Origin of the sequence: Fodinicola feengrottensis, assembly GCF_010993775.1 — a bacterium.
Taxonomy (GTDB): domain Bacteria; phylum Actinomycetota; class Actinomycetes; order Mycobacteriales; family HKI-0501; genus Fodinicola; species Fodinicola feengrottensis.
Genome location: NZ_WOTO01000076.1, coordinates 1 through 24,495 on the forward strand (window position 1 = coordinate 1; position 24,495 = coordinate 24,495).

The following is a 24,495-nucleotide window of genomic DNA, read 5'->3' on the forward strand; positions in this document are numbered from 1 at the left end:
GGCCGGGTTGACCAGCGGGGCCCCGCCGGGGTGCTCATCGCGGGACTCTCTCGGCGGGCCTGAGATCACCTCGACCAGCTCCGCGGTCAGATCGACCCCGAGGCTGCCGGTGACCTTCGCGCGTACGAGATCGCCGACCTGGACCTGGTGCCCGGCCAGGTCGACCGCGACCTCGCCGTCGACCTCGGGCGCCTGGTGCTCGCCTCGTCCGGAGGCCGCACCCTCATCGATCGATTCGACGAGCACGTCGACGTGCGTGCCGATCCGCTCCTCGGCCCGCTGCGCGCTCAGCTCCTCGACCAGCCGGCTCAGCTTGTCCTGTCGGCGGGTGATGGTGTCCGGCTTGACCTTTGGGCGCAGGTTGGCGCCTTCGGTGCCTTCTTCGTCCGAATACGCGAAGACACCGACCGCGTCCAGCCTGGCCTCGTTCAGGAACCGCTCCAGCTCCCGCACGTCGTCGCGGGTCTCGCCCGGGAAGCCGACGATCACGTTCGTACGCGCCCCAGCTCCGGTGCCATCGCACGGGCGGTCGCCAGCAGCTCCAGGAACCGCTCGCGGGAGCCGAACCGGCGCATCCGGCGCAACAGCGGCTCGCTGGCGTGCTGGAACGACAGGTCCAGGTAGGCCGCCACACCCGGGGTGTTGCAGATGACCTCAACCAGCTCCGGCCGCAGCTCGGCGGGCTGCAGGTAACTCGCCCTTACGCGCACGATGCCCTCGATGGCCGCCAGCTCCGGCAGCAGCTTCGCGAGCAGCGCCGGGTCGCCGAGGTCCTTGCCGTACGAGGTGGAGTTCTCGCTGACCAGGACCAGCTCTCGGACGCCCTGCTCAGCCAGCCAGCGGGCCTCGGTCAGCAGCTCCGCCGGCCGGCGCGAGGTGAAGGCACCGCGGAAGGACGGGATGGCGCAGAAAGCGCATCGTCGGTCGCAGCCGGAGGCGATCTTCAGCGGCGCCACCGGGCCGCCCTCCAGGCGCTTGCGCAGCACTCGGGGGCCGGACGCCGCGCGCGACGCCGGCGGGCAGGTCCTGGGTGTGGCCGGGCACGAACGCGGTCGCCGCGGCCCGGTCGACGGGGCTGATCGGGAGCAACTTGCGGCGGTCCGACGGCACGTGGGACGGCAGCTTCTCGCCGGACAGGACAGCCAGCAGGCGGTCGGAGATATCCGGGTAGTGGTCGAAGCCCAGCACCGCGTCGGCCTCCGGCATCGCCTCCGCGAGCTCCTTGCCATAACGCTCGGCCATGCAGCCGGTCGCCACCACCTTCGCGCCGCTGTCGGTGGCCTGCAGGATGGTGTCGACCGAGTCCTTTTTCGCCTGCTCGATGAAGCCGCACGTGTTCACCAGGACAACGTCGGCGCCCTCGGTGTCCTCGGACAGCTCCCAGCCGCCGGCCGCCAGCCGGCCGGCCAGCTCCTCGGAGTCGACCTCGTTGCGGGCGCAGCCCAGGGTGACCAACGCCACCCGTCCAGCGGGTCGCTCGATGGATTCCTGAACGCTTGGTCGGGCAGGCACCCAGACAGCCTACGTGCCAACCGCCTCCGGCAGGGTCCCCCGGGGTCGAGGTAGGGTTGCCGGTCGTGCACCAGGAGATCGCCGTCAGGCGCGCGCGTACCGCCGACGTGGCGCGGATCGCGGGTCTCGTGGACTTCTATTCCGGCAAGCGGATCCTGCTGGAAAAGGCGCCGGTCACGCTTTATGAGGACGTACAGGAATTCTGGGTCGCCTGCCCGGCGGACGATCTGTCCGTGGTGATCGGGTGCGGGGCGCTGCACGTGTTGTGGCAGGACCTCGGCGAGATTCGTACGCTCGCGGTGGACCAGTCGTGGCGCGGCCGGCGGATCGGCGACCTGTTGATGGCGCAGCTGCTGCGGACCGCTCGCGAACTCGGCCTGGAACGGCTGTTCTGCCTGACGTTCGAGCGAAAGTTCTTCGAACGGCACGGATTCCAGACCATTTCCGGAACGCCGGTCGAAGCCGAGGTGTACGAGCAGATGCGCCGCTCGTATGACGAAGGCGTCGCGGAGTTTCTCGACCTGGAGTACGTGAAACCCAATACGCTGGGAAAAACACCCGAATGCTCCTGGTCCTGTAGTCATTCGGTGACGGCTCGAAGCGGTGGCGGTGCCCCCTGGTAATCCGCCCCATTCGTACCGGAGAATCTTGTGCGACAAGCGGGCGCGCATGGCGGAGGAGGTGTGGATGGCTATCCCGTACTCGACGGACCCGGTGCAGAACGAGCTGTTCGAGATCCGGTCGGCGATCACCGACCTGAACGCTCTCGTGGCTCGCGAGCAGGAGCGTGCGTCCTTTCGGGAGGAGCTGATCGACCGGCTGCACGGGGAGAACCAGACCCTGCGCCGCAGCGAGCTCGACACCACCCTGGAACCGGTCCGCGGCGGCCTTTACCGGCTCTACGACCTGTCCAGCCGGGAGGCGGCTCGCTGGCAGCTGGCCAGCACCGAGGGTCAGCCCCAGTCCGCCGACCAGCCACCGACGCAGGACGGACCCGCTGTTCGGGGTCTTCGCCGAGCAGGTCGGCGCGCTGTTCACCGCCTTCGCCGAGGAAGTGCTCGAAGTGCTCGGCCGGATCGGCGTGGAGGCCTTCGAGGTGAAGGCCGGCGAGCTTTACGACGCGAGCATGCACCGGCCGGTGGAGACTGTCCGGGTGGACCACCCGAGCTGGGACGGCGCGGTCGTACAAATGGTGTCCGCTGGGTTCGTACGGGGTGAGACCGTCCTTCGGCGGGCCGACGTGGTCGTCGGCCAGCACGGGTCGGCGACGTAGACACCGACGGCAGTGTTGTCGTCACAGGTGGGGGCTGTCTCGGGTGGGGATAAGAGGAGAGGGATCCGCCGTGGTTGTTTACGGAGTCGACCTTGGCACGACGTACTCGAGCCTGGGTTACCTCGACGTCACCGGCCGGCCGGCGGTGATCCAGACAGCCGACGGCACCGACGCGATCCCGTCGGTGGCGTATTTCGCGTCAGCCACCGAGGTCGTCATCGGTGAGGAGGCCAAGGACACCGCGGTCATCCAGCCGGACCTGGTCGTGGACCTGATCAAACGCGAGCTGGGCAGCAACCACTCGGTCGCGATGCACGGCGACGTGTTCACACCGGAGGAGATCTCCGCGCTGATCCTGCGCCGACTGGTGAACGACGCGGAGGCCTTCACCCGCGGCAGCGAGGCGCTGGACGAGGACGACGACGGCCCGACACCCGCGGTCATCGCGGTGCCGGCGTCCTTTCGGCACCCAGCAGCGCGAGGCCACCCGGATCGCCGGCGAACTGGCCGGGCTGTCGGTCATCGACGTGATCTCCGAGCCGATCGCGGCGGCCATCTCGTACGGCGTGCTGGATCTGGATCCGGCTGATGACCAGGAACAGACGATCCTGATCTTCGACCTCGGCGGCGGCACCTTCGACATCACGGTCATCGCCGTACGCGGCAACCAGGTCGAGGAGATCTGCACCGGCGGCGACCCAGAACTCGGTGGCGTGGCGTGGACTGGGACGACCGGCTGGCCGAGCAGCTGGTCGAGGAGTTCTTCGCCGCGCATCCCGGCTCGTCGCACCCGTTCGACGACGCCGGCACGCTGCACGACATCCGGCATCAGGTCGAGGACGCGAAGATCCGGCTGTCGTCTGAGGAAAGCCAGACCGTACGCATCGTCCACGAGGGCCTGGTGGCGACGATCGAGCTGACCCGCGGCGAGTTCGAGACCCGCACCCTGGACCTGCTCGACCGAGCCATCGAGATCACCCGGAACGCCCTCGCGGCCGCCGCGCAGCGAGGCGTCCCGAAGGTCGACGAGATCATCCTGGTCGGCGGTTCGTCCCGGATGCCCGCGGTGACCGACCGGCTGATCGCCGAATTCGGTCTGCAGCCCCGGCTGCACGAGCCCGAACTCGCGGTCGCCAAGGGCGCGGCCCGGTACGGCTTCGACCAGATCTACCACCGGATGGTCGCCGCCGGCCGCGTCGAAGATGCCCAGCGGCTGGCCCGCCGTACCGGCCTGTCCCCCGAGCAGGAGGAGCGGCTCGCCAACCAGAGCCTGCGCCCGGTGGTGCCGCGCAGCGTCGGGATCATGTGCTCGGATGGCGAGTACGACTCGGTCGTCCACCTCATCCACGGCAACGACCCGCTGCCGGCCGCCGCCACCGCCACCCTTTTCACCGGTGCCGACAACCAGACCAGCCTCACCGTCCAGATCGTCGAACAGGCCGGCCCGACCGAGTCCCCCGACCCGACCGCTAATCGGTTGGTAGCCCTGGGCAGTGTGAAGCTCGCGCCCGCCATGCCCGCCGGCACCCCGGTAGAGCTGACCCTGTCGATGACCAGGGGCGGATTGCTGCGCGCCGAGTTCAACCCCGAGCAAGGCGCCCAGCCGCACGATTTCCGTTTGCGGGTGGGAAATATCAGCGACGCCGACATTCCCGCCGTCCGCGACCGGCTCGCCGTGATCAAGGTCCGCTAGTGTCCTGGGTTCGAAGTTCGTTGCTTTATATTCGGTGATCCAGACGGTGGCCTGAGTGCGCCGGAGGATCGTCCTCATACTGGTGGTATGTGGGCGATTCTCCGATGCTCTCAGACGCCGTCTGGGCGCCGGAGAAAGTAGCGAACTTCGGGCGCAGGACACTAGCTTCTTCTGTTTCGTCCGCCGAGAAAAAGATCCCCCGAATACAAAAGGTAGTCGGGGGATCTGACGGTTTCGCGGTGGACCGGAAAGTCAGCGGGCGCCAAGGGCGGGTGCGTCGGTTTCCTCGGTTTCGTCGGGAAGCAGGCTCATCACGTAGTCGACGAGGGTGATCAGGACCGCTTTGCTGGATTCCCGGTGGCGGGCGTCGCAGAGCAGGACCGGCACGTCGGGATCGAGGTCGAGGGCGATCCGGATGTCCTCCGGCGGGTAGCGCCGAGCGCCGTCGAAGCAGTTGACCGCGACGATGAAGGGCGTGTTCCGGCGTTCGAAGAAGTCGACGGCGGAGAAGCTGTCGGCCAGCCGGCAGTGTCGGCCAGCACGATCGCACCGAGGGCGCCGTAGACCAGCTCGTCCCACATGAACCAGAAACGGTCCTGGCCGGGCGTACCGAAAAGGTAGACCAGCAACCCGGAGTCCACCGTGATACGACCGAAGTCCATCGCGACCGTGGTGGTGGTTTTGGCTTCCACGCCGACCATGTCGTCCACGCCGAGGCTCTGGTCGGTGATGACCTCCTCGGTACGCAGCGGCTCGATCTCACTGACCGAGCTGACCATGGTGGTCTTGCCGACACCGAAACCACCGGCGATCAGGATCTTGATGGCGGTGGGGAGTTCCTCGGTGCCGTCGTGACCGGGCTCGGAATCAGAGGGCCCGTATTCCATTGATCACCGCCTTGAGGACCCGCTTGTTCGACTGCCGGGCGCGCGTCATGGGCGCGCGAACGGCGATCGCATCGCGTTGCAGAAGATCATCGAGCAGAACTTTGACCACTCCCGCGGGCAAGTTGACGTGGGCTGCTATCTCCGCCACCGACAACGGCTGACGACACAACTGAAGAATCTTGACATGCTCGGGCTCCAGGCCCGGCCCGCCGTCCGCCGGCTGGGTGGCGATGACGACCGAGATCAGGTCGAACTTCGCCGCGGCCGGCCGGGTCCGGCCCTTGGTGACCGCGTACGGCCGAACCAGCGGACCCGCTGACTCGTCGTACCAGACGCCGCCGGTGGGTTCCATTTACGGCTCTCGACCAGGTAACCGGGACGGACCGGTGGGGAAACCGGGAGCCGGACCGGAACCGGTGATGCCGGGGCCGAGCCGCCCCGGGCCGGGCACCGAACCAGGCCGTGGGCCGGTCGGCACGCCCGATGGCGGTCCGACCGGGCCACGAGCCGGCCCGGCGGTGCCGGGCACCACTGGACCGGCGCCGCGGCCGGGGCCGGCCTGCGGCGGCTGGTTGCGTGGGGAGGTGCTCAGGCTCTGTCCGACCCGGCGGACCAACAGGTTCATCTCGAACGCCACCGGCCGATGTCAGCGTCCGCGGCGGCGATGATGGCCAGCGAGGAGCCGCTGCCGGCCGCCGTGACGAACAGGAAGGCGGACTCCATCTCGATGATGGTCTGCCGTACCGGACCACCGCCGAAATGCCGGCTGGCGCCGCGGGCGAGGCTCTGCAGGCCGGACGCGACCGCGGCCAGGTGCTCGGCGGCGGCCTGGTCCAGGCCCGCCGAGCCACCGACCAGCAGGCCGTCGGCCGACAGCACAGCGGCGTCACGGACTCCCGGGACTCGCTCCACCAAATCGTCCAACAGCCAGTTCAGCTGGCCCAGCGCATTGGTCTTCTGCGTCATCCGTCAGCTCCTCGGTCCCCGTTCGGGTGGTGTCCCACGTTGTGCTGCGCCGCATCATCCCGTGCCCGTCCACCGGGTCCGGAGCCGGCCGGCGATCCGAGCGGCGACTGGGCCGACCAGTCCGCCGGCGCGGACCGGCCGCGCCAGGAACCCTGCTGATAGGCGGCCATCAGCCGGCGGGCGTCGTCGGCGCTGCGGTGCTCCACCGGCGGGCCGTCCGGCTCCTGTGGCGGCGGCACCACCTCTGCTAACTGCGGCGACAGGCTGGCTTGCCGGATCCGCCGCGGCAGCCCGCGGTGATCGCCCAACTGCGGACCACGCTGGTCCGTACGCCCAGCCGGGCCGGGCGCCGAGATCGGCGGCACCCCCGGCACCGGTGGCAGCGGCGGCACCATCCGCACCGGCCCGGTCGCGAGCGGCCCCACCGGGCTCACCGGGCGCACTGGGTTAACTGGCTGCACGGGGTTAACCGGCTGCACAGGGTTAACCGGCTGCGCGGGGCCGGGCTGGCCCACCGGACGACTCGTCTGCGGGCTGGCCGCTGGCGGCTGGGGTGGAGCCACTGGCTGGGCAGGCTGCCGTTGCGGGTACGGCGGCGATGGCACGGCTTCTGGCGCGGCAGGTGCCGCCGGCGGCCCGCTGGATGGCTGGCCGCTCGATGGCTGGCTGCTCGGTGGCTGGGCCTGCGGAGGCGGCAGGGTGGGCGACGGGCTCTGCACGGGGCCGCGTGGGTACGACGGGAGGTCAGCTGGCGGCTGCGGGCCGGCCTGCGGACTCTGGTACGAACCAGCCGGACCGCTCGGGTAGGCGCCGGTCGGCCCACTCGTCGGATATCCGCCGGTGGGTGAGCTCGTCGGATACGCCCTGGTCGGCGCGGCCGGTGGCAGGCCGGACGGGCCAGCCGCGGGCAACGGGACCACCGTCGTGGGCGGGACCGGCAGCTGGGTGGTGGGCGACCCCGGCGGCGGCGATCCCGGTGGCATCCGGTGCGCCCCGCCGGACCGTCGTTCCAGCAGGTCGTCGGGCTGGTCGTCGGGTCGTACAAACGGGATGAACTCGGCCCGATCGACCGCCGGGGTGCCGTAGCCGTTGCGGATATCCAGCGGCGCCGGGACCGGCGCGCCGTATGGCGAAGGCGCGGCCGGCTCGGGCTCCGGCGGCAGGTCCGGCACCGCCTGCGGCCCGGTGGCCCAAGCCTCCGCCTCCACCGCGCTGGAGGCGTCCTCGTACTCGCTGGCCTCGTCGTAGCTGTTGTCGATGGTGCCACCGGTGACCCGCTCATCCGCGGCGCTCTGGTCGTACAGGTTCTCCGGCGGCCCAGCGAACCCGCCGTCGAAAAACCGCTGTCGATGGTGCCGCCGGTGACCCGGTCGTCGGGTTCGCCCTGTGCGTACGGGTCGGGGGCCGAGGTGAGGGTGAAGCCGTTCGGCGGCCCGCCGGTGGAGCCGCCCGACCCCTGCGCCGGTCCGCCGCTGGGCGCCGCCTCCAGCTCGGACAGGGTGCCGACCGAGGCCGCCGGGTCGCCGTACCCGTTGTGGCCGCTACCACTGACGGCACCCACCAACGCCTTCGGCTCGGCCGGCGCGCGGTCCGCGCCGGCACTGGTGGAGATCAGATTGGACGGGATGAGCACGATGGCGCTGGTGCCGCCATAAGGCGACGAACGCAGCGACGACACGTGCACGTTGTGCCGGGCCGCCAGCCGAGCTACCACGAACATGCCCAGCCGGGAGTTGTCGGAGATCGCCAGCACGTTGAACTCGGGCGGGTTGGCGAAGTAGCGGTTCGCCGCGGTCATCTCGTCGCCCTGCATGCCCAGGCCGCGGTCCTCGATCTCGACCACGAAGCCCTTGGGCACCAGCTGACCGGTGACCTGCACCTGGGTGTGCGGCGGGGAGAACGAGACGGCGTTGTCAATCAGCTCGGACAGCAGGTGCGTCAGGTCGCTGACCGCTGAGCCGTTCAACGCTCCGTCGCCGATCGGCAGCACTCGTACGCGCGAATAACCGCCGACCTCAGCCGCGGCGCTGCGGATGACGTCGACCAGCGGCACCGGCTGGCGCCACTGCCGGCCGGGCGCCCCGCCGCCGAGAATGATCAGGTTCTCGGCGTTGCGGCGCATCCGGGTGGCCAGGTTGTCGATCCGGAACAGGTCGTCCAGATCGGACGGGACGGGTCGGTGGCCTTGCGCTCCATCGCGTCCAGCTGGCTGAGCTGCTGGTGGACCAGGCCCTGGGTGCGCCGGGCGATGTTCACGAACACGGTGTTGATGCCGGCCCGCAGGTTGGCCTGCTCGACGGCGACCAGCACCGCGGTGTGTCGTACGGCGTTGAACGAGTCGCCGACCTGACCGATCTCGTCCGAGCCGTACTCCAGCGCGGGCGCCTCGATGTCGGCGTCCACCTTCTCGCCCTGCCGCAGCCGCTCGACGACTGCCGGCAGTTGCTTGGTGGCCATGTCCTGCGCGGAACCGCCGAGCCGGCGCAGCTGCTTGATCAGCCGGCGGGACACCCTTACCGAGAAGACCAGCGACGCGACCACCGCTACCAACCCGAGCAGGCCGGCGAGACCCAGCAGCACGAACGCGGTGACGGTGGCGCCAGTCGTACGCCCGGAGGCGGCGGTCGTGACGGACTCGTTCCACTTGTCGAGCGAGCCGAGCACCTGGCTGGACAGCGACTGCCAATCGGCGGCGCTGACCGGCACCGGCTTGTTCGGCCCACCCTGGGAGATGATCCGCTGCTCGGCGGCGCCGAGGCCCGCGTACGCCTGGCTTTGAGTGACCTGCTGGTATCCGCTCTGGGCAGTCTTGTCGAGCTGCGTCACGACCAGGTTGTAGAGCGCCGCGTGAGTGCCGACCAGGCCGGCGAAGGCTGTGTACTCGTCGGCGGTGAAGGTGCCGGACGCCTGTGCGCAGGCGACGACCGCGTCCTCCCGGGACAACGCCTCCCGGCCGCGCATCAGGTCGACCAGGTTCTTGGCCGGCACGATGGTGTCGGCGTTGCTGGTGGCGGCGATCCGGTCGAGCACCGAGAACTGCTCGTTGATCAGGTCGGTGAACGACCCGAGCACCTCCAGCGGGCTGACCACGGCGTCCACGGTGAGCCGCAGCGACTGCAGCCGCGGGAAGTCCGAGATCGCGGTGACCGCGGCCTGCTGGACCGACGAGTCCACCAGGAAGCCGCCCTGCCCGTCGTTGGTGAGCCGGCGGAAGTCACTGACCGCGGTGTCCGACTTGTTCCGCAGCGCGATCATGTCGGACTGCCCGACCGAGCGGCTGCTGCCAATGAACACCAGCGACGCGCGCCGTTCCGCCTCCAGCGCGGCGATCAGCTTGCTGGCCGGTCCCCCGTACGTGTCCTGTGCTGTCTGCCCGCCCAGATACTGCACCACGCTGCCGCTGGTGAGTGCGACTGCCAGCACCCAGAGCGCCAGCAGCGACACCAACGGCACGATCAGGAGTGCGGTCAGCCGGGAACGGATGGACTGGTGACGGCGGGCTCGCATCTCACCTCGTGAAGGACAGACGGGCCGGACAGGCAGGTGGGTTGCCGGACCGAGGGGGCAGCAGTGCTCGACAGCCTAGCGAGGCACCCGACCGAAACAGAAGGCATCGGCAGTATCGCGCCAAGAACCACAGCTACTTAGCGCCACATTGTTGCCGTGCCGCAACGGAACGTAGCGGAAAACCATTTCTGTGCGATCTGGATTGCTTTTACCTGTGCGGTACAGACCTTTCGGCAACAGAATAACAACTGACGGTCATCCGGCGGCCGACTCGTACGAGTGAAACGGCCGTGACGGAAAGTAACACCTTGCACGGTCAAGTGCCAGACATCGGATGTTTACGGTTCCGACACATCCGATGATTCGGCGGGCTCGCCCCGCAGGATCGCCATCATGCCGGCCAGCTCGTCGGGTTTGACGAGTACGTCGCGGGCTTTGGAGCCCTCGCTCGGGCCGACGATGCCGCGGCTCTCCATCAGGTCCATCAGCCGGCCCGCCTTGGCGAACCCGACCCGCAGCTTGCGCTGCAGCATCGAGGTGGAGCCGAACTGAGTGGACACCACCAACTCCACGGCCTGCAACAACACGTCGAGGTCGTCGCCGATGTCCTCGTCGACTTCCTTCTTCACCTTGGCCGGCGCCGTCACGTCCTCGCGGAACTCCGGATCGCGCTGGTTCTTGCAGAACTCGACAACGTCGGTGATTTCCTGCTCGCTGACCCAGGCACCCTGCAGCCGCATCGCCTTGCTTGCGCCCATCGGCAGGAAAAGACCATCGCCGCGGCCAATCAACTTCTCCGCACCGGGCTGGTCCAGGATGACGCGCGAGTCCGCCAGCGACGACGTGGAAAACGCCAGCCGGGATGGCACGTTCGCCTTGATCAGACCGGTCACCACGTCGACGGACGGCCGCTGGGTCGCCAGTACGAGGTGGATGCCGGCGGCCCGGGCGAGCTGGGTGATCCGCACGATCGAGTCCTCGACATCGCGTGGCGCGACCATCATCAGGTCGGCCAGCTCGTCCACGATGACCAGCAGATACGGGTACGGGCGATAGACCCGCTCGCTGCCCAGTGGAGCGGTGATCTCGCCGCTGCGGACCTTGCGGTTGAAGTCGTCGACGTGCCGTACTCCGGAGGCCGCGAGGTCCTCGTACCGCATGTCCATCTCTCGCGGACCACCCACTGCAGGGCGTCGGCGGCCTTCTTCGGGCTGGTGATGATCGGAGTGACGAGGTGCGGCACCCCCTCGTACGAGGTCAGCTCGACCCGCTTCGGGTCGATCAACACCATCCGGACCTCGTCCGGGGTAGCCCGCGACAGGATCGACACCAGCAGCGTGTTGATGCAGACCGACTTGCCGGCGCCGGTCGCGCCGGCGATCAGGATGTGCGGCATCTTCGCCAGGTTGGCGACGACATACCCGCCCTCGATGTCCTTGCCCAGGCCGACAAGCATCGGATGGTGGTCCCGTGTTGCCGTGTTGCTGCGCAAAACGTCGCCGACGTTGACATCTTCCCGGTCGGTGTTGGGAATCTCGACGCCGACCGCGCTTTTTCCCGGGATCGGGCTGATGATCCGTACGTCCGGGCTCTTCACCGACAGCGCGATGTTCCGGGACAGCGCGGTGATCCGCTCGACCTTGACGGCCGGACCGAGCTCGATCTCGTAGCGGGTCACCGTCGGGCCGCGGGTGAAGCCGGTGACCGCCGCGTCCACATTGAACTGCTCGAAAACCGTGGTCAGGCTTTCGATAACGGTGTCGTTGGCCTTGCTGCGGGTCTTGCCGGGCGGGCCGGCCTTGAGCATGTTCGGCGGCGGCAGCCGGTAGTCGCCCTCCCCCGCGGTCAGCGCGAGTTGCTCGGCCCGGGTCGGCACCGGCGAGTGCGCCGGCGGCTCGGGCTTGCGCGTACGCGGAGTGGGCACGACCGCCGGGGCAGCGGCCGCAATCTCGGCCGGCACCGCTTCGCCGGTCACGGCGGCCGCGTCGGCGGCGGCGCGGGCCAGCGTGGCCTCGCCGTCCACGTCGAAAACGTCCGGGTCCTTGGAGAGCGCGCCCTGCCGGCGGCGGGACGTACGACGACGGGGTGCCTCGGCGGCGGTCTCGGCGGCCACCGCGGCACGCAGGGCGTCGGCGTCCAGCGCCTCGGTCTCCTGGCTGTCCCTCGTCGTCGTGGTAGTTCTCGTCCTCGTCGTCGTCCTCGCCGTCGTGGCCGGACAACCAGTCGCGCAGCGCCCGAACGCGGGCCGGGATGGTGTTGATCGGCGTCGCGGTGACCACCAGGACCCCGAAAATCGACAGCAGGGTGAGCACCGGCGCGGCGACCCACCCGGTGACCGCTTTGGCCAGCAGTCCGCCGGTGAAGACGCCAACCATGCCGCCAGCGTGTTGGCGCAGCTCCAGCTTGTCCGGCGAGCCGGCGATCAGGTGCATCAGCCCGAGCACGCCGATGGCCAGCGCGGTCCAGCCGACCACGCCGCGGCCGGCAGTGCCCTCTTCCGGCGCCTGCCGCAGCAGCTTGATCCCGGCCGCCGCGAGCAGCACCGGCACCGCCATCGCGGCCGCGCCGATCACCGTGTGCAGGCCGAGCGCGATGATCGCGCCGACCGGACCCGCGGTGGCGAACCAGATGCTGGCGCCGCACAGGATGGCCAGCGCGAGCAGCGCGAACCCGGCGCCGTCCCGGCGATGCGCGGGATCCAGCGCGCGCGCGCGCGGTGGCGGCCTGCCGGAACACCGCACGGGCCAGCCAGCCGACCGTACGCGCCAACAGCATCCAGATGCCGCCGATGAGCTGGCCGATGCCAACCACGATCGCCAGCAACACGCCCTGTTGCGGCGGTGCGGGCGTTGACCGCCGGTTGGCCGTTTTGGCCGCGCGCGCGCCGACCGGACGATGACCCGCGCGACTGGGACCCGCGCGGCTGGCCGGCAGCGGCACGCGTACCGGATGAGCGGGTCGAACCACCGCGCCCGCCGACGCGGGTGCCGGCCGTACCGCCGGTACGCCCACGGGCGGCGGTCGAGCTGGCTCGGGTAGGCATGGGCTCCACGCTACCGGTTGGCTTCCCACCTACCACCCCTTTACCACCCGTGTCATCCCCCTCATCCGTCCCAACCCCACCTTCCCCCTGTCGTACGACAGGGGGGAACAAGATCACCGCGGATCAGCGTTGGCGCAGCCATGACACTTCTGACTGACCCTCTGAAAGAGGTTCTGAACGCCGGCCATCTGGCCCATATGGTGACGCTCAACGAAGACGGCAGCCCGCAGGTCACGGTCATCTGGATCGGCACCGACGGCGACGAGATCGTCAGTGCGCATTTCGGGCTGTACAAGAAGTTGCGGAACCTCCAGCGCGACCCGCGAGTGTCGCTTTCGCTGGAAATCGGCGGGAAGAACGAGCACGGCCTGGACAACTACCTGGTGATCGAGGGCACCGCGACCATCACCGAAGGTGGCGCCGCCGAACTCCTGCAGCGGTTCGCGCAGGTCTATATGGGCCAGGGCTCGAAGTGGCCGCCCGGCGACGAAACCCCGCCCGCCGGCTACGTCGTACGCATCAAGCCCGACCACATCCGCGGCGTCAGCCCCTGGACGTAGCCTCCACCCCGGACGTCCGCAACGCCCCGCTGCTTGCGGCTGGCGCAAGTAACGGGGCGTTGCGGACGAGAAGGTGGGTCAGACCTCCAGGACCGTCGGGATGATCATCGGGCGGCGGCGGTACTTGTCCGAGACCCATTTTCCGGCGATCCGGCGGACGATTTGCTGGAGTTGGTGCGGATCGCTGACCTCATCCTGCGCGGCCCGGTCGAGTGCCTCGGTAATGAGCGCCAGGACCGGCTCGAAAGCGGCCGGGTCGTCGGAGAATCCCTTGCCGTTCACGAAAGGACCGCCGACGACCTTGCCGGTGACCGAGTCGACAACGACGGTGACCGCGATGAAACCCTCGTCGCCCAGAATCCGCCGCTCGGTCAGCGAGGACTCGCCGACATCGCCGACGTGCAGTCCATCGACGTACACATACCGGTTGTCGAGGTGGCCGGTCAACCGAGCCACGCCGTCGATCAGGTCGACCACGTCGCCGTCCTCGGCGAGCACGACGTTTTCGGCTGGTACGCCGGAAAGCACGGCCAACCGGGCGTGTGCCCGCAAGTGCCGCCACTCGCCGTGCACCGGCATCACGTTGCTCGGCCGGGTCACGTTCAACAGGTAGAGCAGCTCACCGGCCGGCGCGTGGCCGGACACGTGCACCATGGCGACCTCTTTGTGAATCACCGTGGCGCCGAGCCGAGACAGCCCGTTGATCACTCGGTAGACCGCGGTCTCGTTGCCTGGCACCAAACTCGACGCCAGTACGACGGTGTCGTCCGACTGGATCGTGATGTGCCGGTGATCTCCGGACGCCATCCGCCCGAGCGCGCTCATCGGCTCGCCCTGTGAACCCGTCGACATGAAAACCACTTGGTTGCCGGGCAAAGTCGCCGCCTCGTCCAGCGGCACCATCAGATTTCCCGGGATTCGCAACAATCCAAGGTCACGAGCCACCCCCATGTTGCGTACCATCGACCGGCCGACAAAAGCGACCCGGCGATGGTGCGCGGCGGCGACGTCGAGAACCTGCTGCACCCGGTGTACGTGGCTCGCGAAAGACGCGACCACGATCCGGCCTTTCGCCGACCGGAACACGTCGTCCAACACCGGCCCGATTTTGCGTTCCGGCGTAACAAAACCCGGAACCTCGGCGTTGGTCGAGTCGGACAGCAGCAGGTCGACACCTTCGGCACCCAGGCGAGCGAAACCGCCGATGTCGGTCAGCCGGCCGTCCAGCGGCAACTGGTCCATCTTGAAGTCGCCGGTGTGCAGGACGACACCCGCGGGCGTACGAATAGCAACGGCCAGCGCGTCCGGAATCGAGTGGTTGACCGCGAAAAAAACTCGCAGGAGAATTCGCCGAGCTGCTCGGTGTCGCCTTCCTTCACCGTCATCGAGTACGGCTGGATGCGGTGCTCACGCAGCTTCGCCTCGATCAGCGCGAGGGTGAACCGGGAGCCGATCAACGGAATGTCGGACTTCAGCCGCAGCAAATACGGGACGCCACCGATGTGGTCCTCGTGGCCGTGGGTGAGCACGACGGCCTCGACGTCGTCGAGCCGGTGCTCGATCGCCGAGAAGTCCGGCAGGATCAGGTCGACACCGGGCTGGTCCGCCTCCGGGAAAAGCACACCACAGTCGACGATCAGCAGCTTGCCGCCGTACTCGAACACGGTCATGTTCCGACCGATGGCACCGAGCCCACCCAGTGGCACGATCCGCAGCGCGCCGTCTGGCAGCGCCGGTGGTGCGGACGGCTGTTCGCGCCGTCCGGTGCCAGCGACCTGAGGATTTTCCGCTTTCACGCGCCCGCCTTCTCCGGCAGCGCGACTCCGCCCGCCACCAAGTCTTCGATCAGTACGGCGACCTGTTCGTCGGTCGCATCAACAAGGGGCAGCCGGACTGGTCCGGCTGGCAGTCCCAGCAGCCGCAGCGCGGCCTTGGTCAAAATGACGCCCTGCGTACGAAAAATGCCGGTGTAGACCGGCAGCAGGCCGTGGTGCAGCCGGGTCGCGGTGGCGACATCGCCGGCTTCGTACGCGTCCAACATGGCGCGCAGCCGCGCACCGACAACATGCCCGACGACCGACACGTGCCCCACCGCGCCGACGCTGTAGAGCGGCAGGTTAAGCATGTCCTCGCCGGAGTAGTAGGCCAGGTTCGTACGCGCCATCACCCACGAGGCCGACGCGAGGTCGCCCTTGGCGTCCTTCACGGCGAGAATTCGCGGATGCTCGGCCAGCCGTACGAGCGTCTCGGTGTCGATCGGCACGCCCGTACGCCCGGGGATGTCGTAGAGCATCACCGGCAGGTCGGACGAGTTCGCAGCCGTCACGAAGTGCTGGTAGAGCCCTTCCTGCGGTGGCTTGTTGTAGTACGGGCTGACCAGCAGCAGGCCGTGCACACCGGCTTTCTCAGCGGTCGCGATGACTTCGAGCGTATGCCGGGTGTCGTTATTGCCGGCGCCGGCGATCACGGTGGCGCGGTCGCCCACGGCCTCCACCGCGGCCCGCAGCACGATTTCCTTTTCCGGATCCGAAAGAGTCGGATACTACTCCCCGGTGGTGCCATTGATCACCAGGCCGTCGTTGCCCCCGCTGTCGACCAGGTGGGTCGCGAGCCGCTGGACGCCGTCGACGTCGACGCCGCCATCAGGCTTCATCGGCGTGACCATCGCCGTCAGCGCCCGGCCGAACGGCCGGGTGGGGTCCTTAGTGGTCCTCATAACCCTGCAGGCTATCGGACGCCCCCCACGCCACCCGGCAGCAGAAACGTCCATAAGGACCCGCATCACTTTCCTCACCGCAACCACCGGAACCCTCTTCGGGACACTCGGTCCTGCGCGCGCCGGCCGGGGTCTGGGGGCTTGGCCCCCAGGGCAATAACAGGAGCGTCGATGTCCGCGCTCTTCAGCGGACAAAAAACGCCCCGCGACGCACCGAAAGTCGGACAACGAACCACCCGAACACCCAACCGCAGATGTGGTGAACCATCCGTAGCTCGTCCACTCCCAACCGCACCAACGACCCGACGCAAGGAGCAAAACGGGGGTCCGGGGGCTTGCCCCCGGCCGGGGTCTGGGGGCTTGGCCCCCAGGGCAATAACAGGAGCGTCGATGTCCGCGCTCTTCAGCGGACAGAAAACGCCCCGCGACGCACCGAAAAAGTCGGACAACGAACCACCCGAACACCCAACCGCAGATGTGGTGAACCATCCGTAGCTCGTCCACTCCCAACCGCACCAACGACCCGACGCAAGGAGCAAAACGGGGGTCCGGGGGCTTGCCCCCGGCCGGGGTCTGGGGGCTTGGCCCCCAGGGCAATAACAGGAGCGTCGATGTCCGCGCTCTTCAGCGGACAGAAAACGCCCCGTGACGCGCCGGTCGGGGGTCCGAAACGTCACGAGGCTCACTACGAACATCGCAGGGGGTGCCTGCGGCGTTACACCTGTTGCAACAAATTTTCCGGCAGTTTTCTCACCCTGAGTTGAGCGGTCGGTCAGCTCTCCGCAACAAGGGGACTGTGGGCCACCTCGGTGCCGTCGGCGAGGTGTGCCGATGGTGAAGTCGGCGAACACGTTGGGGGCGACTCGCTGCAGCTCACGCAGGCAGTCGATGGCGATCGCGCGGATCTCCACGTCGGCGTGTTCGCTCGCGCGCATGCCGATGAAGTGCCGCCAGGCGCGGTAGTTGCCGGTCACCACGATCCTGGTCTCGGTGGCGTTGGGCAGCACCGCGCGGGCGGCCTGGCGGGCCTGCTTGCGGCGAAGGGTCGCGTTCTGTACGTCCGCGAACTTCTTTTCCAGGCCTTCCAGCAGCTCCGTGTACGCGGTGAGGCTGGCTTCGGCGGCGGCGACGAACTTCGCGTGCAGTTCGGGGTCGTCGGCGATCACGTCCGGCTCGACCATCGCGGCGTCGCGCTCGGGCACGTACCGCTGGGACAGCTGGCTGTACGAGAAGTGCCGGTGCCGGATCAGCTCGTGGGTGAAGGACCGCGACACGCCGGTCATATAGAACGTCACGGTGCCGTGCTCAAGGACGGACAGGTGCCCGACGTTGAGGATGTGCGTCAGGTAGCCGGCGTTGGTCGCGGTCGACGGGTTCGGCTTCTTCCACGACTGGTAACAGGCCCGGCCGGCGAACTCGGCGAGCGCCTCGCCACCGTCCGCGTCGGTCTCCCACGGCACGTCGGCGGGCGGCTCGAAGTGGGTGTACGCGATGACCTCGACCCGCGGCTGGACGAGGGTGGGGCCCGCTGGTTCGTTGGACACAGATGACTCCGGCGAGTGCTCGGTCCCGCTGTGACGGGAGATGGATGACCGCCGCGTACGGCAGGGAAAGGCGGTCATCCGACTGTACAAGGGCTGCCTGCGGGCCCTGAAGCGCAACGCCGAAGCAGCTGCGACGCGGTACCCGACATCACCTGACACCAGATCCGACACCATCACCTCTTGCGTGGCGTCATAGATGGTGTCATGATGGCGTCATGGACCTGAACATTCACATCGACAACCTTCGCCGCGAGCTCGTCGCGGTCGCCCATACCGGAAACCCCGAGATCGCGAAGGCCGGCGAGTTGCTGGCCAAGGCGGTCGACTCAGCCGCCCGGCTGGGCCTCATCGAGGTCCTGTCCGATGCCGCCGAGGACGTGACCGCCGGCCTCGCCGCCAACGACTACCCCGCCGAGGTGCAGGTACGCATCCGCGGCCGGGAGGTCGAAATGGTGGTGACCCCGCCGGCCGAGGCGCCGCAGGCCGCTGACCGGACGGCCGATCCCGAGCCCGACCCGAACGAGAGCTACTCGGCCCGCTTCACCTTGCGGATGCCCGAACAGATCAAAAGCCATGTCGAGCAGGCCGCGGCGAGCGAGGGCATGAGCGTCAACGCCTGGATCGTCCGCGCCGTCCGCTCCTGGAAGCCCGAGTCGCACCGCCACAGCGACTGGGACAACTGGAGCAAACCGGCACACAAGTCGAACCGGATCACCGGCTTCGCCCAGGGCTGACCGACCTTCTCTCACTCCAAGGAGCTTCCTCGTGTACGAGTTCGATACCCCCCCACGCCCGACCCGCCTCACCATCCGCTTGGCGGCAGGTGACATCACGGTGACTACGGCTGACGTCACCAAGACCACGGTCGACATCCAGGCGATGTCCGGCAGCGACGACCGGGCCGCCGAGGTGATCGGCCGCACCACCGTCGAGCAGCATGGCGATCTCATCAGCATCCAGTCCCCCCCCCGACCGCAGCGGCTTCATGCGCCGGCCGGTACGGCTGCGGGTGACGGTCACCGCGCCGCGCGGCAGCTCGGTGGAGAGCCGGGTGCACAGTGCCGACCTGCGCACGGTCGGCGTGCTGCGAGACGTGCACAGCCGCTCCGGCGCCGGCGACACGGTCATCGAGACCGCGACCGGTGACGTGAACGTCGAATGCGGCAGCGGCAACGTCGAGGTGGACCAGATCCACGGCCGGCTGCGCTATCACAGCGGCAGCGGCGACCTGCGGGTCGCGCGACGCCGGCGGTCCCCTCATCGCGAACTGCGCCAGCGGCGGATCCGCATCGAAGCCATCCGGGCCGGCGCGAAGATCACCGCCGCGTCCGGTGCGATCGAGATCGAGCGCGCGTACGCCGGCGAGGTCTCCGTCCAGGCCGCGTCCGGCAACATCACCGTCGGCGTACCGGCCGGCGTCGGCGTTTTCATCGACGCCACCGCGATGAGCGGCCGGGCGTCCAGCGAACTCCCCGTCACCGACAAACCGGCGAGCGGCCGCCCGGAGTTGTCCCTGCGGCTGCGCTCGCTGAGCGGCAACGTACGCGTCGTCCGCGCTCCGGACGCGCCCGCGACCGTCTCCACCCAGAAGGTCTTCACCGAAAGCCCGGTTGGATCCGCCACTGAGGTCCAGCTGGAGAAATAGCGAAACAAAACCACGGCGGTGGTTCGGCCCGATCTCGGTCTCTCGGGGGCCGAACCACCGCCGGATTTCTGGGTCGAGAAGGGGAAAGCTCAGACCCGGAAGTAAAGGAACGGCTCGAAAGGCAGGTTGCGGACCACCAGGTAGTAGAGGATGCCCACCACCGCGAAGCCGATCCAGAACCGGTTGCCCGGCCGCCAGGTCGGAATCCGCCAGCCGAACATCCGCTTCGCCGCCCAGGCCACGTACGCGTAAACGACGATCGGGATCGACACCAGCGCGAAAAGGTGGAAGCGGGCGGCCTGGACGATCTGGCCGTGCAGCAAATACCACACCATCCGGGTGCCACCGCAGCCTGGGCAGTCCAGGCCGGTCAGGGACCGGAACAAACACTGCCCGAACGGGTCGGGCTGGGTGTCCGCAGGGTCGTGGGACAGCACCCAACCCACTGACGCGAGCATGCAGAACAGCACCGCCATCGGGGCCAGCCACGAGTGCCGCACCATCAGCGCCGGCAATCCCCGACGGCCGGTCACCGTGCTGCCGAGCCGCCAGCCCCACGGCGGGCCGCCGATGCCGTACGACAGCGCCGGCTGGTGCGAATGCCCGTCACCGTCGGTCGCCGACTCCCCCGGCCGTACCAGCACATCCGCCACCGCGGTGTCTCCTCACTCGGCTGCTGTTCGAACAGCTTTCACGGTACACGCGCGGCGCATCAGCCGAGCCGACGATGGGGCACCTGAACGGCCTATCGCCGCCGCCAACGCGGGGTCCCGGCCGTACGACTGCCGATCAGCGTCCCGAGCTTGAGGTCCTTCACGGCCGCGCTGAACGCGTCGCAGGCGGACGCGCAGCTACGGTCCGTCAGGACGGCCAGCGGCAGATCCAGCAGCGGCACACTGTTGTCGGTCCGGTTCGGCACGCAGTGGTCGGCGCTGTAACAGCAGAAACTCCACCCCTTGCCGTGCGCGAAAGCCCCCAGCAGTCGTCGCCGCCATCGCGAAAAGCGCACCACGCTTCGCTGTCCGTACGACCCATTGCCGATGGTGGGCTTGAAGTTATTTTTGCTTGTTAAGCGCGGCTTTCAGCGGTTTGGCGAGGTCGCCGGCGACCGGTGGCGCGACGCCGGACAGGCCCAGCCAGTCGGCCAGCCGCAGCAGTTCACCAGCCAGGTCCTCGCAGATCCCGCCAAGGTCGTGACCGATCTCCGAATGCACCGCCGGCACCCGGAGCAGACTGCCCTGCCGATCGGCTTTGAGGTCGACCCGGGCGACCAGCGACTCACCGCGCAGGAACGGCAGGACGTAGTAGCCGTAGACGCGTTTTGGCGCTGGCACGTAGATTTCCAGCCGATAGCGGAAGCCGAAGATCCGCTCGGTGCGCTTTCGTTCGAAAACCAGCGAATCAAAAGGTGACAGCAGCGCGGTCGCGTCCACCTTGCGCGGGATTTTCGCCGCCGGGTCGAGATAGGCCGGCGCCGACCAGCCCTGAACGCTGACCTCGGTGAGCTCGCCGGCCTCGACCAGCTCGGCGACCGCGCGCTTGCTGTCCGCCGGGCTCTGCCGGAAGTAGTCTCGCAGCTCCGGCTCGGTCGCCACCCCGAGCGCGTGCGCGGCGATCTTGATCAGACCGCGATGTGCCTGCGCCGGCTCCGGCGTCGGGGTCGCGACGACCTCCGGTGGCAGCGCCCGCTCGGTCAGGTCGTACACGCGCTCGAAGCCGCGTCTGGTCGAGCAGGTGATCTCACCGGTGTAGAAAAGCCACTCCATCGCGCTTTTGGTGTCGTCCCAGTCCCACCACGGGCCGGCTTTCTGCTGTCGCGGCTCAGCGATGTCGCCGGCCGACACCGGGCCAAGCTCGGCGACCATCTTCCTGACTTCCTCGATGAAACCGGGCCGCTCCTCCTGCAGCCGCCGGATCATCCCCCACGAGTCGACGGCGGCCCGCTCCATCCGCCAGCGCAGCAACGGCTGGGTGGTGACCGGGAGCAGCGACGCGACATGGCCCCAATACTCGAAAAGTTCGCGCTGGCGACCGTACGCGGCACGCTCCAACAACTCCGGCTTGTACACCCCAAGCCGGCTGAACAGCGGCAAGTAGTGCGATCGTACGAGCACATTCACCGAGTCGATCTGAATCAGCCCGATCCGCCCGCCCGAACACCCGCCGCAACCCCCGCAGGTCCGCGGCGCCCTTGGGCCGCGGGTCGGTAAACCCCTGCGCCGCCAACGCCACCCGCCGCGCCTGTCCTGCCGACATCTCCGCCACCCTGGCACCGTACCCGCCGGCTACGACACTCCCCTCCCGCCGGCCAAGGTCGAGTCAGCCGCCCACGTACGTGACCCGTACGTCCGGAACACCCCGCATCGCGGTGATTCTGCGTGCCTCTTCGGCGATTTCGTCGCGAGCGTCCGGATCGATGACGCCGAACTCGGTGACGGTGAGGTCAGTACGCGACTTGCCGCCCTGTTTCGCCCGCCAGGTTCCGACGATCTCGCCGTCCACCAGCACCGCGCCGGGATTGCCGAGAATTCGCCAGATCGCTTTCTGCGCCACCTTGTCCGGCACCAGCACATCGCGGTCGCGGCTCTGCAGATACGGATCGCCGGCGCCGAGCAGCCGGACCAGCGGCGCTGGTTTTGCCGCCCGTACGACATCAACCAGCTGGTCCGGCAGCCAAGCCGATCGCCCAGACACGTCCAGCTGCACCAGATCGGTCGGCCAGGCCGGCAGGATCGCGGTCCGCGTAGTGCCGAGATAGCCGGCGACATCGGCGGGTGCGGCTGGCCCGTACAAGCGGAGATAGGCGTCGATGATCCGCTGCACGCCGAGCGGCTTGGCCGGCACGCCTGGCCAACGAGGCAGGGCGCTGATGTTCAGCGGACTGGACTCCGGCTCCAGCCGGAGCCCGGCCGGCAGCCCACCGAGCCGCATCAACTGCTCGGACACGTGAGTGGACTTGCACCCGGCGCACCACCAGGACAGCTCCGGCCGGATCCGGGCCGTCACCGCGGTGCTCAGCATGCCCTTGGTCAGCGCCCGCTTCGCCCCGGAGACCTCGACGAACATCGCCTCGGCGACCTCGGTCAGCGCGTCCAGCGCGCTCGTCCCGGTGGACGTCACCTGCTTGCGCTGCCAGCCCAGCCTCGGCTGGGGCGTCGCTCTCGCTCAGCGGCCACAGCTCTCCGGCGAGTTCTCGCAGGTCAGCTGGCCGGTGATAGTACGGGGAACCGCGAAACGACCACACCCGTTCGAGGGTGGAAAAGTCAGCCTCGCCGCGCAGTCGTACGGACGCGGCCAGCTGAGCCGCCGTGCCGTTGATGTCCGGCAGCCCCAGGTCGAGCACCGCGAGCTGGGCCAGGTCGGTTCCACTGCCGTCCAGCTGCTGGACCGCGATCCGGTACGCGAGCACCTGCCGCCGGTCGATCTGTTGCGCCATGGCGGCCATCCTGCCAGCCGTACCTGCCATCCCGTGACAGGAATGCGCGGCAGAATACGGTCCATGCGCGCGAGCCGACTCCTGCACCTGCTGCTGCTCCTGCAGAACCGCGGCCGGATGACTGCGCCAGAGCTGGCCACCGAACTGGAAGTGTCCGTACGAACGATCTACCGAGACGTCGAGTCCCTGTCAGCGGCCGGTGTGCCGGTCCTACGCCGACCGCGGGCCGGCCGGCGGCTACCAGCTGGTCGACGGCTATCACACCCGGCTGACCGGCATGACGCCCGACGAGGCCGACTCGCTGTTCCTGGCCGGCATTCCGGGGCCGGCCGCCGAACTTGGCCTCGGCACGGTTTTCGCGGCCGCGCAACTGAAAGTGCTGGCCGCGCTGCCGCCGGAACTACGGTCGCGGGCGAACCGGGTGACCGAGCGCTTCTACCTGGACGCGCCCGGCTGGTTCACCGAAGCCGAAAGCGTGCCGCAGCTGGCACTGGTCGCGGACGCGGTGTGGAACTCGTTTCGCATCCGGGTGAGGTACGAGCGGTGGAACCGTACCGACGTCGAGCGCGTCCTGGAACCACTCGGCATTGTCCTGAAGGCCGGCACCTGGTACCTGATCGCGCAGGTGGATGGCGAGCCGCGGATGTACCGGGCGTCCCGGATCCTGGAAGCAGCGCTGCTGGACGAGAGCTTCGAGCGGCCGGCCGGCTTCGACCTCGCGGCGTACTGGTCGACCCGGAACGCCGAGCTGACCGCCTTGCTCTACAAGGAAACCGTGACCGTACGGCTGTCACCGCACGGCCAGCGGATGCTTTTCCTGCTGGGACAGGTCATCAGCCGGGCCGGCCGGGCGAAGATGTCCGAGCCGGACGCGGACGGCTGGGTGCGTACGGAGCTGCCCACCGAGTCGATCACGCACGCTGTCCACCAGCTGCTGCAACTTGGCCCGGACGTGCAGGTGCTCGACCCACCGGAGCTGCGGGATCGGCTGAAAGCGGCGGCGGCGGAGCTGGTAGAGCTATACGGGGTGAGCGACTTCATCATCAGGCCAGCGGTCCGCCGGGACGCCGCCGCGGTCGCCGAGATTCGGGTCACGACCTGGCGGCAGGCGTACGCCGGGATCATGCCGGAGCAGGCGCTGGCCGCGCTCGACCCGATCGCGGACGCGAAGATGTACAGGGCTCGCTGGCCACGCAAGCCCGAAGCGCTGGCGAAGGTCGTCCAGGTCGCTGAGCGCGCCGGGCGGGTGGTCGGGTTCGTACGATCCGGCCCTTACCTGGCATCGCTCGCCGGAGTCGAGCCGGAGCCGTCCAAGGACGCGGTGGCCATTGGCCTGATCAACGCCCTCTATGTGCTGCCCAAACACCAAGGCGGCGGCATGGGAGCGGCGCTGCTGAAGACCGCGACCGAGGTGCTGGCGAGCCGCCGGATGGATCCGGTGGTGCTGTGGGTGCTCACCGAGAATGCGGCCGCTCGCCGGTTCTACGAGCGGATGGGCTTCGCCCCGGACGGCGGCAGCCAGCTGTTCCCGATCGCCGACCTGGTCGCCGGAGCCGCAGGCACCGAGATCGAAGAGGTCCGCTACGCCCGACCGGCGGCGCTTTAAGACTCGTGCAGGAAAATGCGCACGGATTTCAGTGCGTACGAAAGGCTTTTCATCAAGGTCGCCGGCGTCGGACAGTTTCTCCGGCTTCGGCAAGTGGAGCCGCTTCG

20 protein-coding genes and 10 pseudogenes are annotated in these 24,495 nt (G+C 68.7%); 11 read left to right on the plus strand and 19 right to left on the minus strand.

Annotation, left to right across the window (positions count from 1 at the left end):
* The 3 genes and pseudogenes from GNX96_RS59650 to GNX96_RS59660 all read right to left on the minus strand — a co-directional run.
* Positions 1–489: pseudogene (locus tag GNX96_RS59650) on the minus strand (hypothetical protein); the annotation flags it as partial.
* Positions 486–947 (minus strand): radical SAM protein, encoded by a 462-nt coding sequence (locus GNX96_RS59655; protein WP_279583053.1) that lies wholly within the window; start codon positions 945–947, stop codon positions 486–488. The gene GNX96_RS59655 and the pseudogene GNX96_RS59650, both read right to left, overlap by 4 nt.
* A complete protein-coding gene (locus GNX96_RS59660; RefSeq protein WP_279583040.1) occupies positions 829–1,512 on the minus strand; it encodes a hypothetical protein in 684 nt (227 codons plus the stop codon). Before GNX96_RS59660 ends, GNX96_RS59655 begins: the two co-directional genes overlap by 119 nt.
* 56 nt (positions 1,513–1,568) lie before the next feature.
* On the opposite strand from GNX96_RS59660, the gene GNX96_RS43155 reads away from it, so the two are divergent.
* From GNX96_RS43155 to GNX96_RS59670, 5 genes and pseudogenes are all read left to right on the plus strand, one after another.
* Positions 1,569–2,135 carry an amino-acid N-acetyltransferase gene (locus tag GNX96_RS43155; protein WP_163573309.1) on the plus strand — a complete coding sequence of 189 codons (567 nt, stop codon included), beginning with the start codon at positions 1,569–1,571 and terminating at the stop codon, positions 2,133–2,135.
* 473 nt (positions 2,136–2,608) lie between these two features.
* Positions 2,609–2,785, plus strand: a complete 177-nt coding sequence (gene grpE / locus GNX96_RS66470; protein ID WP_390624304.1) for a nucleotide exchange factor GrpE — start codon at positions 2,609–2,611, stop codon at positions 2,783–2,785.
* A 70-nt stretch (positions 2,786–2,855) separates the two neighbouring features.
* Positions 2,856–3,077, plus strand: a pseudogene (locus GNX96_RS66475) (Hsp70 family protein); the annotation flags it as partial.
* Between the two features lie 229 nt (positions 3,078–3,306).
* A pseudogene (locus tag GNX96_RS66480) lies at positions 3,307–3,435 on the plus strand (Hsp70 family protein); the annotation flags it as partial.
* A gap of 68 nt (positions 3,436–3,503) precedes the next feature.
* On the plus strand, positions 3,504–4,478 hold the full coding sequence (locus tag GNX96_RS59670) for an Hsp70 family protein (RefSeq protein WP_279583042.1): 975 nt from the start codon (positions 3,504–3,506) through the stop codon (positions 4,476–4,478).
* A gap of 252 nt (positions 4,479–4,730) precedes the next feature.
* Here the strand turns inward: GNX96_RS59670 and GNX96_RS43175 are convergent.
* The 9 genes and pseudogenes from GNX96_RS43175 to GNX96_RS59680 all read right to left on the minus strand — a co-directional run.
* A pseudogene (locus tag GNX96_RS43175) lies at positions 4,731–5,257 on the minus strand (GTP-binding protein).
* An 88-nt stretch (positions 5,258–5,345) separates the two neighbouring features.
* The gene (locus GNX96_RS43180) at positions 5,346–5,717 is read right to left on the minus strand and encodes a DUF742 domain-containing protein (protein WP_163573312.1); all 372 of its coding nucleotides are present in this window, start codon (positions 5,715–5,717) and stop codon (positions 5,346–5,348) included.
* On the minus strand, positions 5,718–5,990 hold the full coding sequence (locus GNX96_RS67505; RefSeq protein WP_452124510.1) for a hypothetical protein: 273 nt from the start codon (positions 5,988–5,990) through the stop codon (positions 5,718–5,720).
* A complete protein-coding gene (locus GNX96_RS43190; protein WP_452124511.1) occupies positions 5,987–6,331 on the minus strand; it encodes a roadblock/LC7 domain-containing protein in 345 nt (114 codons plus the stop codon). Before GNX96_RS43190 ends, GNX96_RS67505 begins: the two co-directional genes overlap by 4 nt.
* Positions 6,328–6,756 (minus strand): hypothetical protein, encoded by a 429-nt coding sequence (locus tag GNX96_RS43195; RefSeq protein WP_163573313.1) that lies wholly within the window; start codon positions 6,754–6,756, stop codon positions 6,328–6,330. Before GNX96_RS43195 ends, GNX96_RS43190 begins: the two co-directional genes overlap by 4 nt.
* A gap of 5 nt (positions 6,757–6,761) precedes the next feature.
* Positions 6,762–8,453, minus strand: coding sequence for a sensor histidine kinase (locus tag GNX96_RS43200; RefSeq protein WP_163573314.1), 1,692 nt, complete (start codon positions 8,451–8,453; stop codon positions 6,762–6,764).
* Entirely contained in the window at positions 8,429–9,838 is a 1,410-nt protein-coding gene (locus tag GNX96_RS43205) for a nitrate- and nitrite sensing domain-containing protein (RefSeq protein WP_163573315.1), read from the minus strand. The genes GNX96_RS43200 and GNX96_RS43205 overlap by 25 nt, the downstream gene beginning before the upstream one ends.
* Positions 9,839–10,176: 338 nt before the next feature.
* A pseudogene (locus GNX96_RS67510) lies at positions 10,177–11,801 on the minus strand (DNA translocase FtsK); the annotation flags it as partial.
* Positions 11,802–12,150: 349 nt separating this feature from the next.
* Positions 12,151–12,393 (minus strand): annotated as a pseudogene (locus GNX96_RS59680) (hypothetical protein); the annotation flags it as partial.
* Positions 12,394–13,021: 628 nt separating this feature from the next.
* Here GNX96_RS59680 and GNX96_RS43215 point away from each other — a divergent pair.
* Positions 13,022–13,441, plus strand: a complete 420-nt coding sequence (locus tag GNX96_RS43215) for a PPOX class F420-dependent oxidoreductase (RefSeq protein ID WP_163573316.1) — start codon at positions 13,022–13,024, stop codon at positions 13,439–13,441.
* 78 nt (positions 13,442–13,519) lie between these two features.
* On the opposite strand, the pseudogene GNX96_RS43220 reads toward GNX96_RS43215, so the two are convergent.
* The 3 pseudogenes from GNX96_RS43220 to thyX all read right to left on the minus strand — a co-directional run bounded on the left by GNX96_RS43220 (position 13,520) and on the right by thyX (position 17,701).
* Positions 13,520–15,237 (minus strand): annotated as a pseudogene (locus tag GNX96_RS43220) (ribonuclease J).
* A pseudogene (gene dapA, locus GNX96_RS43225) lies at positions 15,234–16,157 on the minus strand (4-hydroxy-tetrahydrodipicolinate synthase). Before dapA ends, GNX96_RS43220 begins: the two co-directional pseudogenes overlap by 4 nt.
* A 772-nt stretch (positions 16,158–16,929) precedes the next feature.
* A pseudogene (gene thyX / locus GNX96_RS43230) lies at positions 16,930–17,701 on the minus strand (FAD-dependent thymidylate synthase).
* A gap of 215 nt (positions 17,702–17,916) precedes the next feature.
* Here thyX and GNX96_RS43235 point away from each other — a divergent pair.
* Positions 17,917–18,435: a toxin-antitoxin system HicB family antitoxin gene (locus GNX96_RS43235; RefSeq protein WP_163573317.1), complete on the plus strand. Its 519-nt coding sequence runs from the start codon at positions 17,917–17,919 to the stop codon at positions 18,433–18,435.
* 203 nt (positions 18,436–18,638) lie between these two features.
* Entirely contained in the window at positions 18,639–19,346 is a 708-nt protein-coding gene (locus GNX96_RS43240; protein ID WP_163573318.1) for a DUF4097 family beta strand repeat-containing protein, read from the plus strand.
* A gap of 89 nt (positions 19,347–19,435) precedes the next feature.
* On the opposite strand, the gene GNX96_RS43245 is transcribed toward GNX96_RS43240, so the two are convergent.
* From GNX96_RS43245 to GNX96_RS43260, 4 genes are all read right to left on the minus strand, one after another.
* Positions 19,436–19,999 (minus strand): DUF2752 domain-containing protein, encoded by a 564-nt coding sequence (locus GNX96_RS43245; protein WP_279583043.1) that lies wholly within the window; start codon positions 19,997–19,999, stop codon positions 19,436–19,438.
* A 92-nt stretch (positions 20,000–20,091) separates the two neighbouring features.
* The gene (locus GNX96_RS43250) at positions 20,092–20,358 is read right to left on the minus strand and encodes a S41 family peptidase (RefSeq protein ID WP_279583044.1); all 267 of its coding nucleotides are present in this window, start codon (positions 20,356–20,358) and stop codon (positions 20,092–20,094) included.
* A gap of 43 nt (positions 20,359–20,401) precedes the next feature.
* Positions 20,402–21,466, minus strand: coding sequence for a winged helix-turn-helix domain-containing protein (locus GNX96_RS43255; RefSeq protein ID WP_313885935.1), 1,065 nt, complete (start codon positions 21,464–21,466; stop codon positions 20,402–20,404).
* Between the two features lie 199 nt (positions 21,467–21,665).
* Positions 21,666–22,487, minus strand: coding sequence for a DNA glycosylase AlkZ-like family protein (locus GNX96_RS43260; RefSeq protein ID WP_279583055.1), 822 nt, complete (start codon positions 22,485–22,487; stop codon positions 21,666–21,668).
* A 176-nt stretch (positions 22,488–22,663) separates the two neighbouring features.
* Here GNX96_RS43260 and GNX96_RS59685 point away from each other — a divergent pair, with 176 nt between their 5' ends.
* From GNX96_RS59685 to GNX96_RS59695, 3 genes and pseudogenes are all read left to right on the plus strand, one after another.
* Positions 22,664–22,819, plus strand: a complete 156-nt coding sequence (locus tag GNX96_RS59685; RefSeq protein WP_279583045.1) for a hypothetical protein — start codon at positions 22,664–22,666, stop codon at positions 22,817–22,819.
* An 80-nt stretch (positions 22,820–22,899) separates the two neighbouring features.
* Positions 22,900–22,953 (plus strand): annotated as a pseudogene (locus tag GNX96_RS59690) (hypothetical protein); the annotation flags it as partial.
* Positions 22,954–22,981: 28 nt separating this feature from the next.
* On the plus strand, positions 22,982–24,388 hold the full coding sequence (locus GNX96_RS59695) for a GNAT family N-acetyltransferase (protein ID WP_279583046.1): 1,407 nt from the start codon (positions 22,982–22,984) through the stop codon (positions 24,386–24,388).
* Positions 24,389–24,495 lie beyond the last annotated feature (107 nt).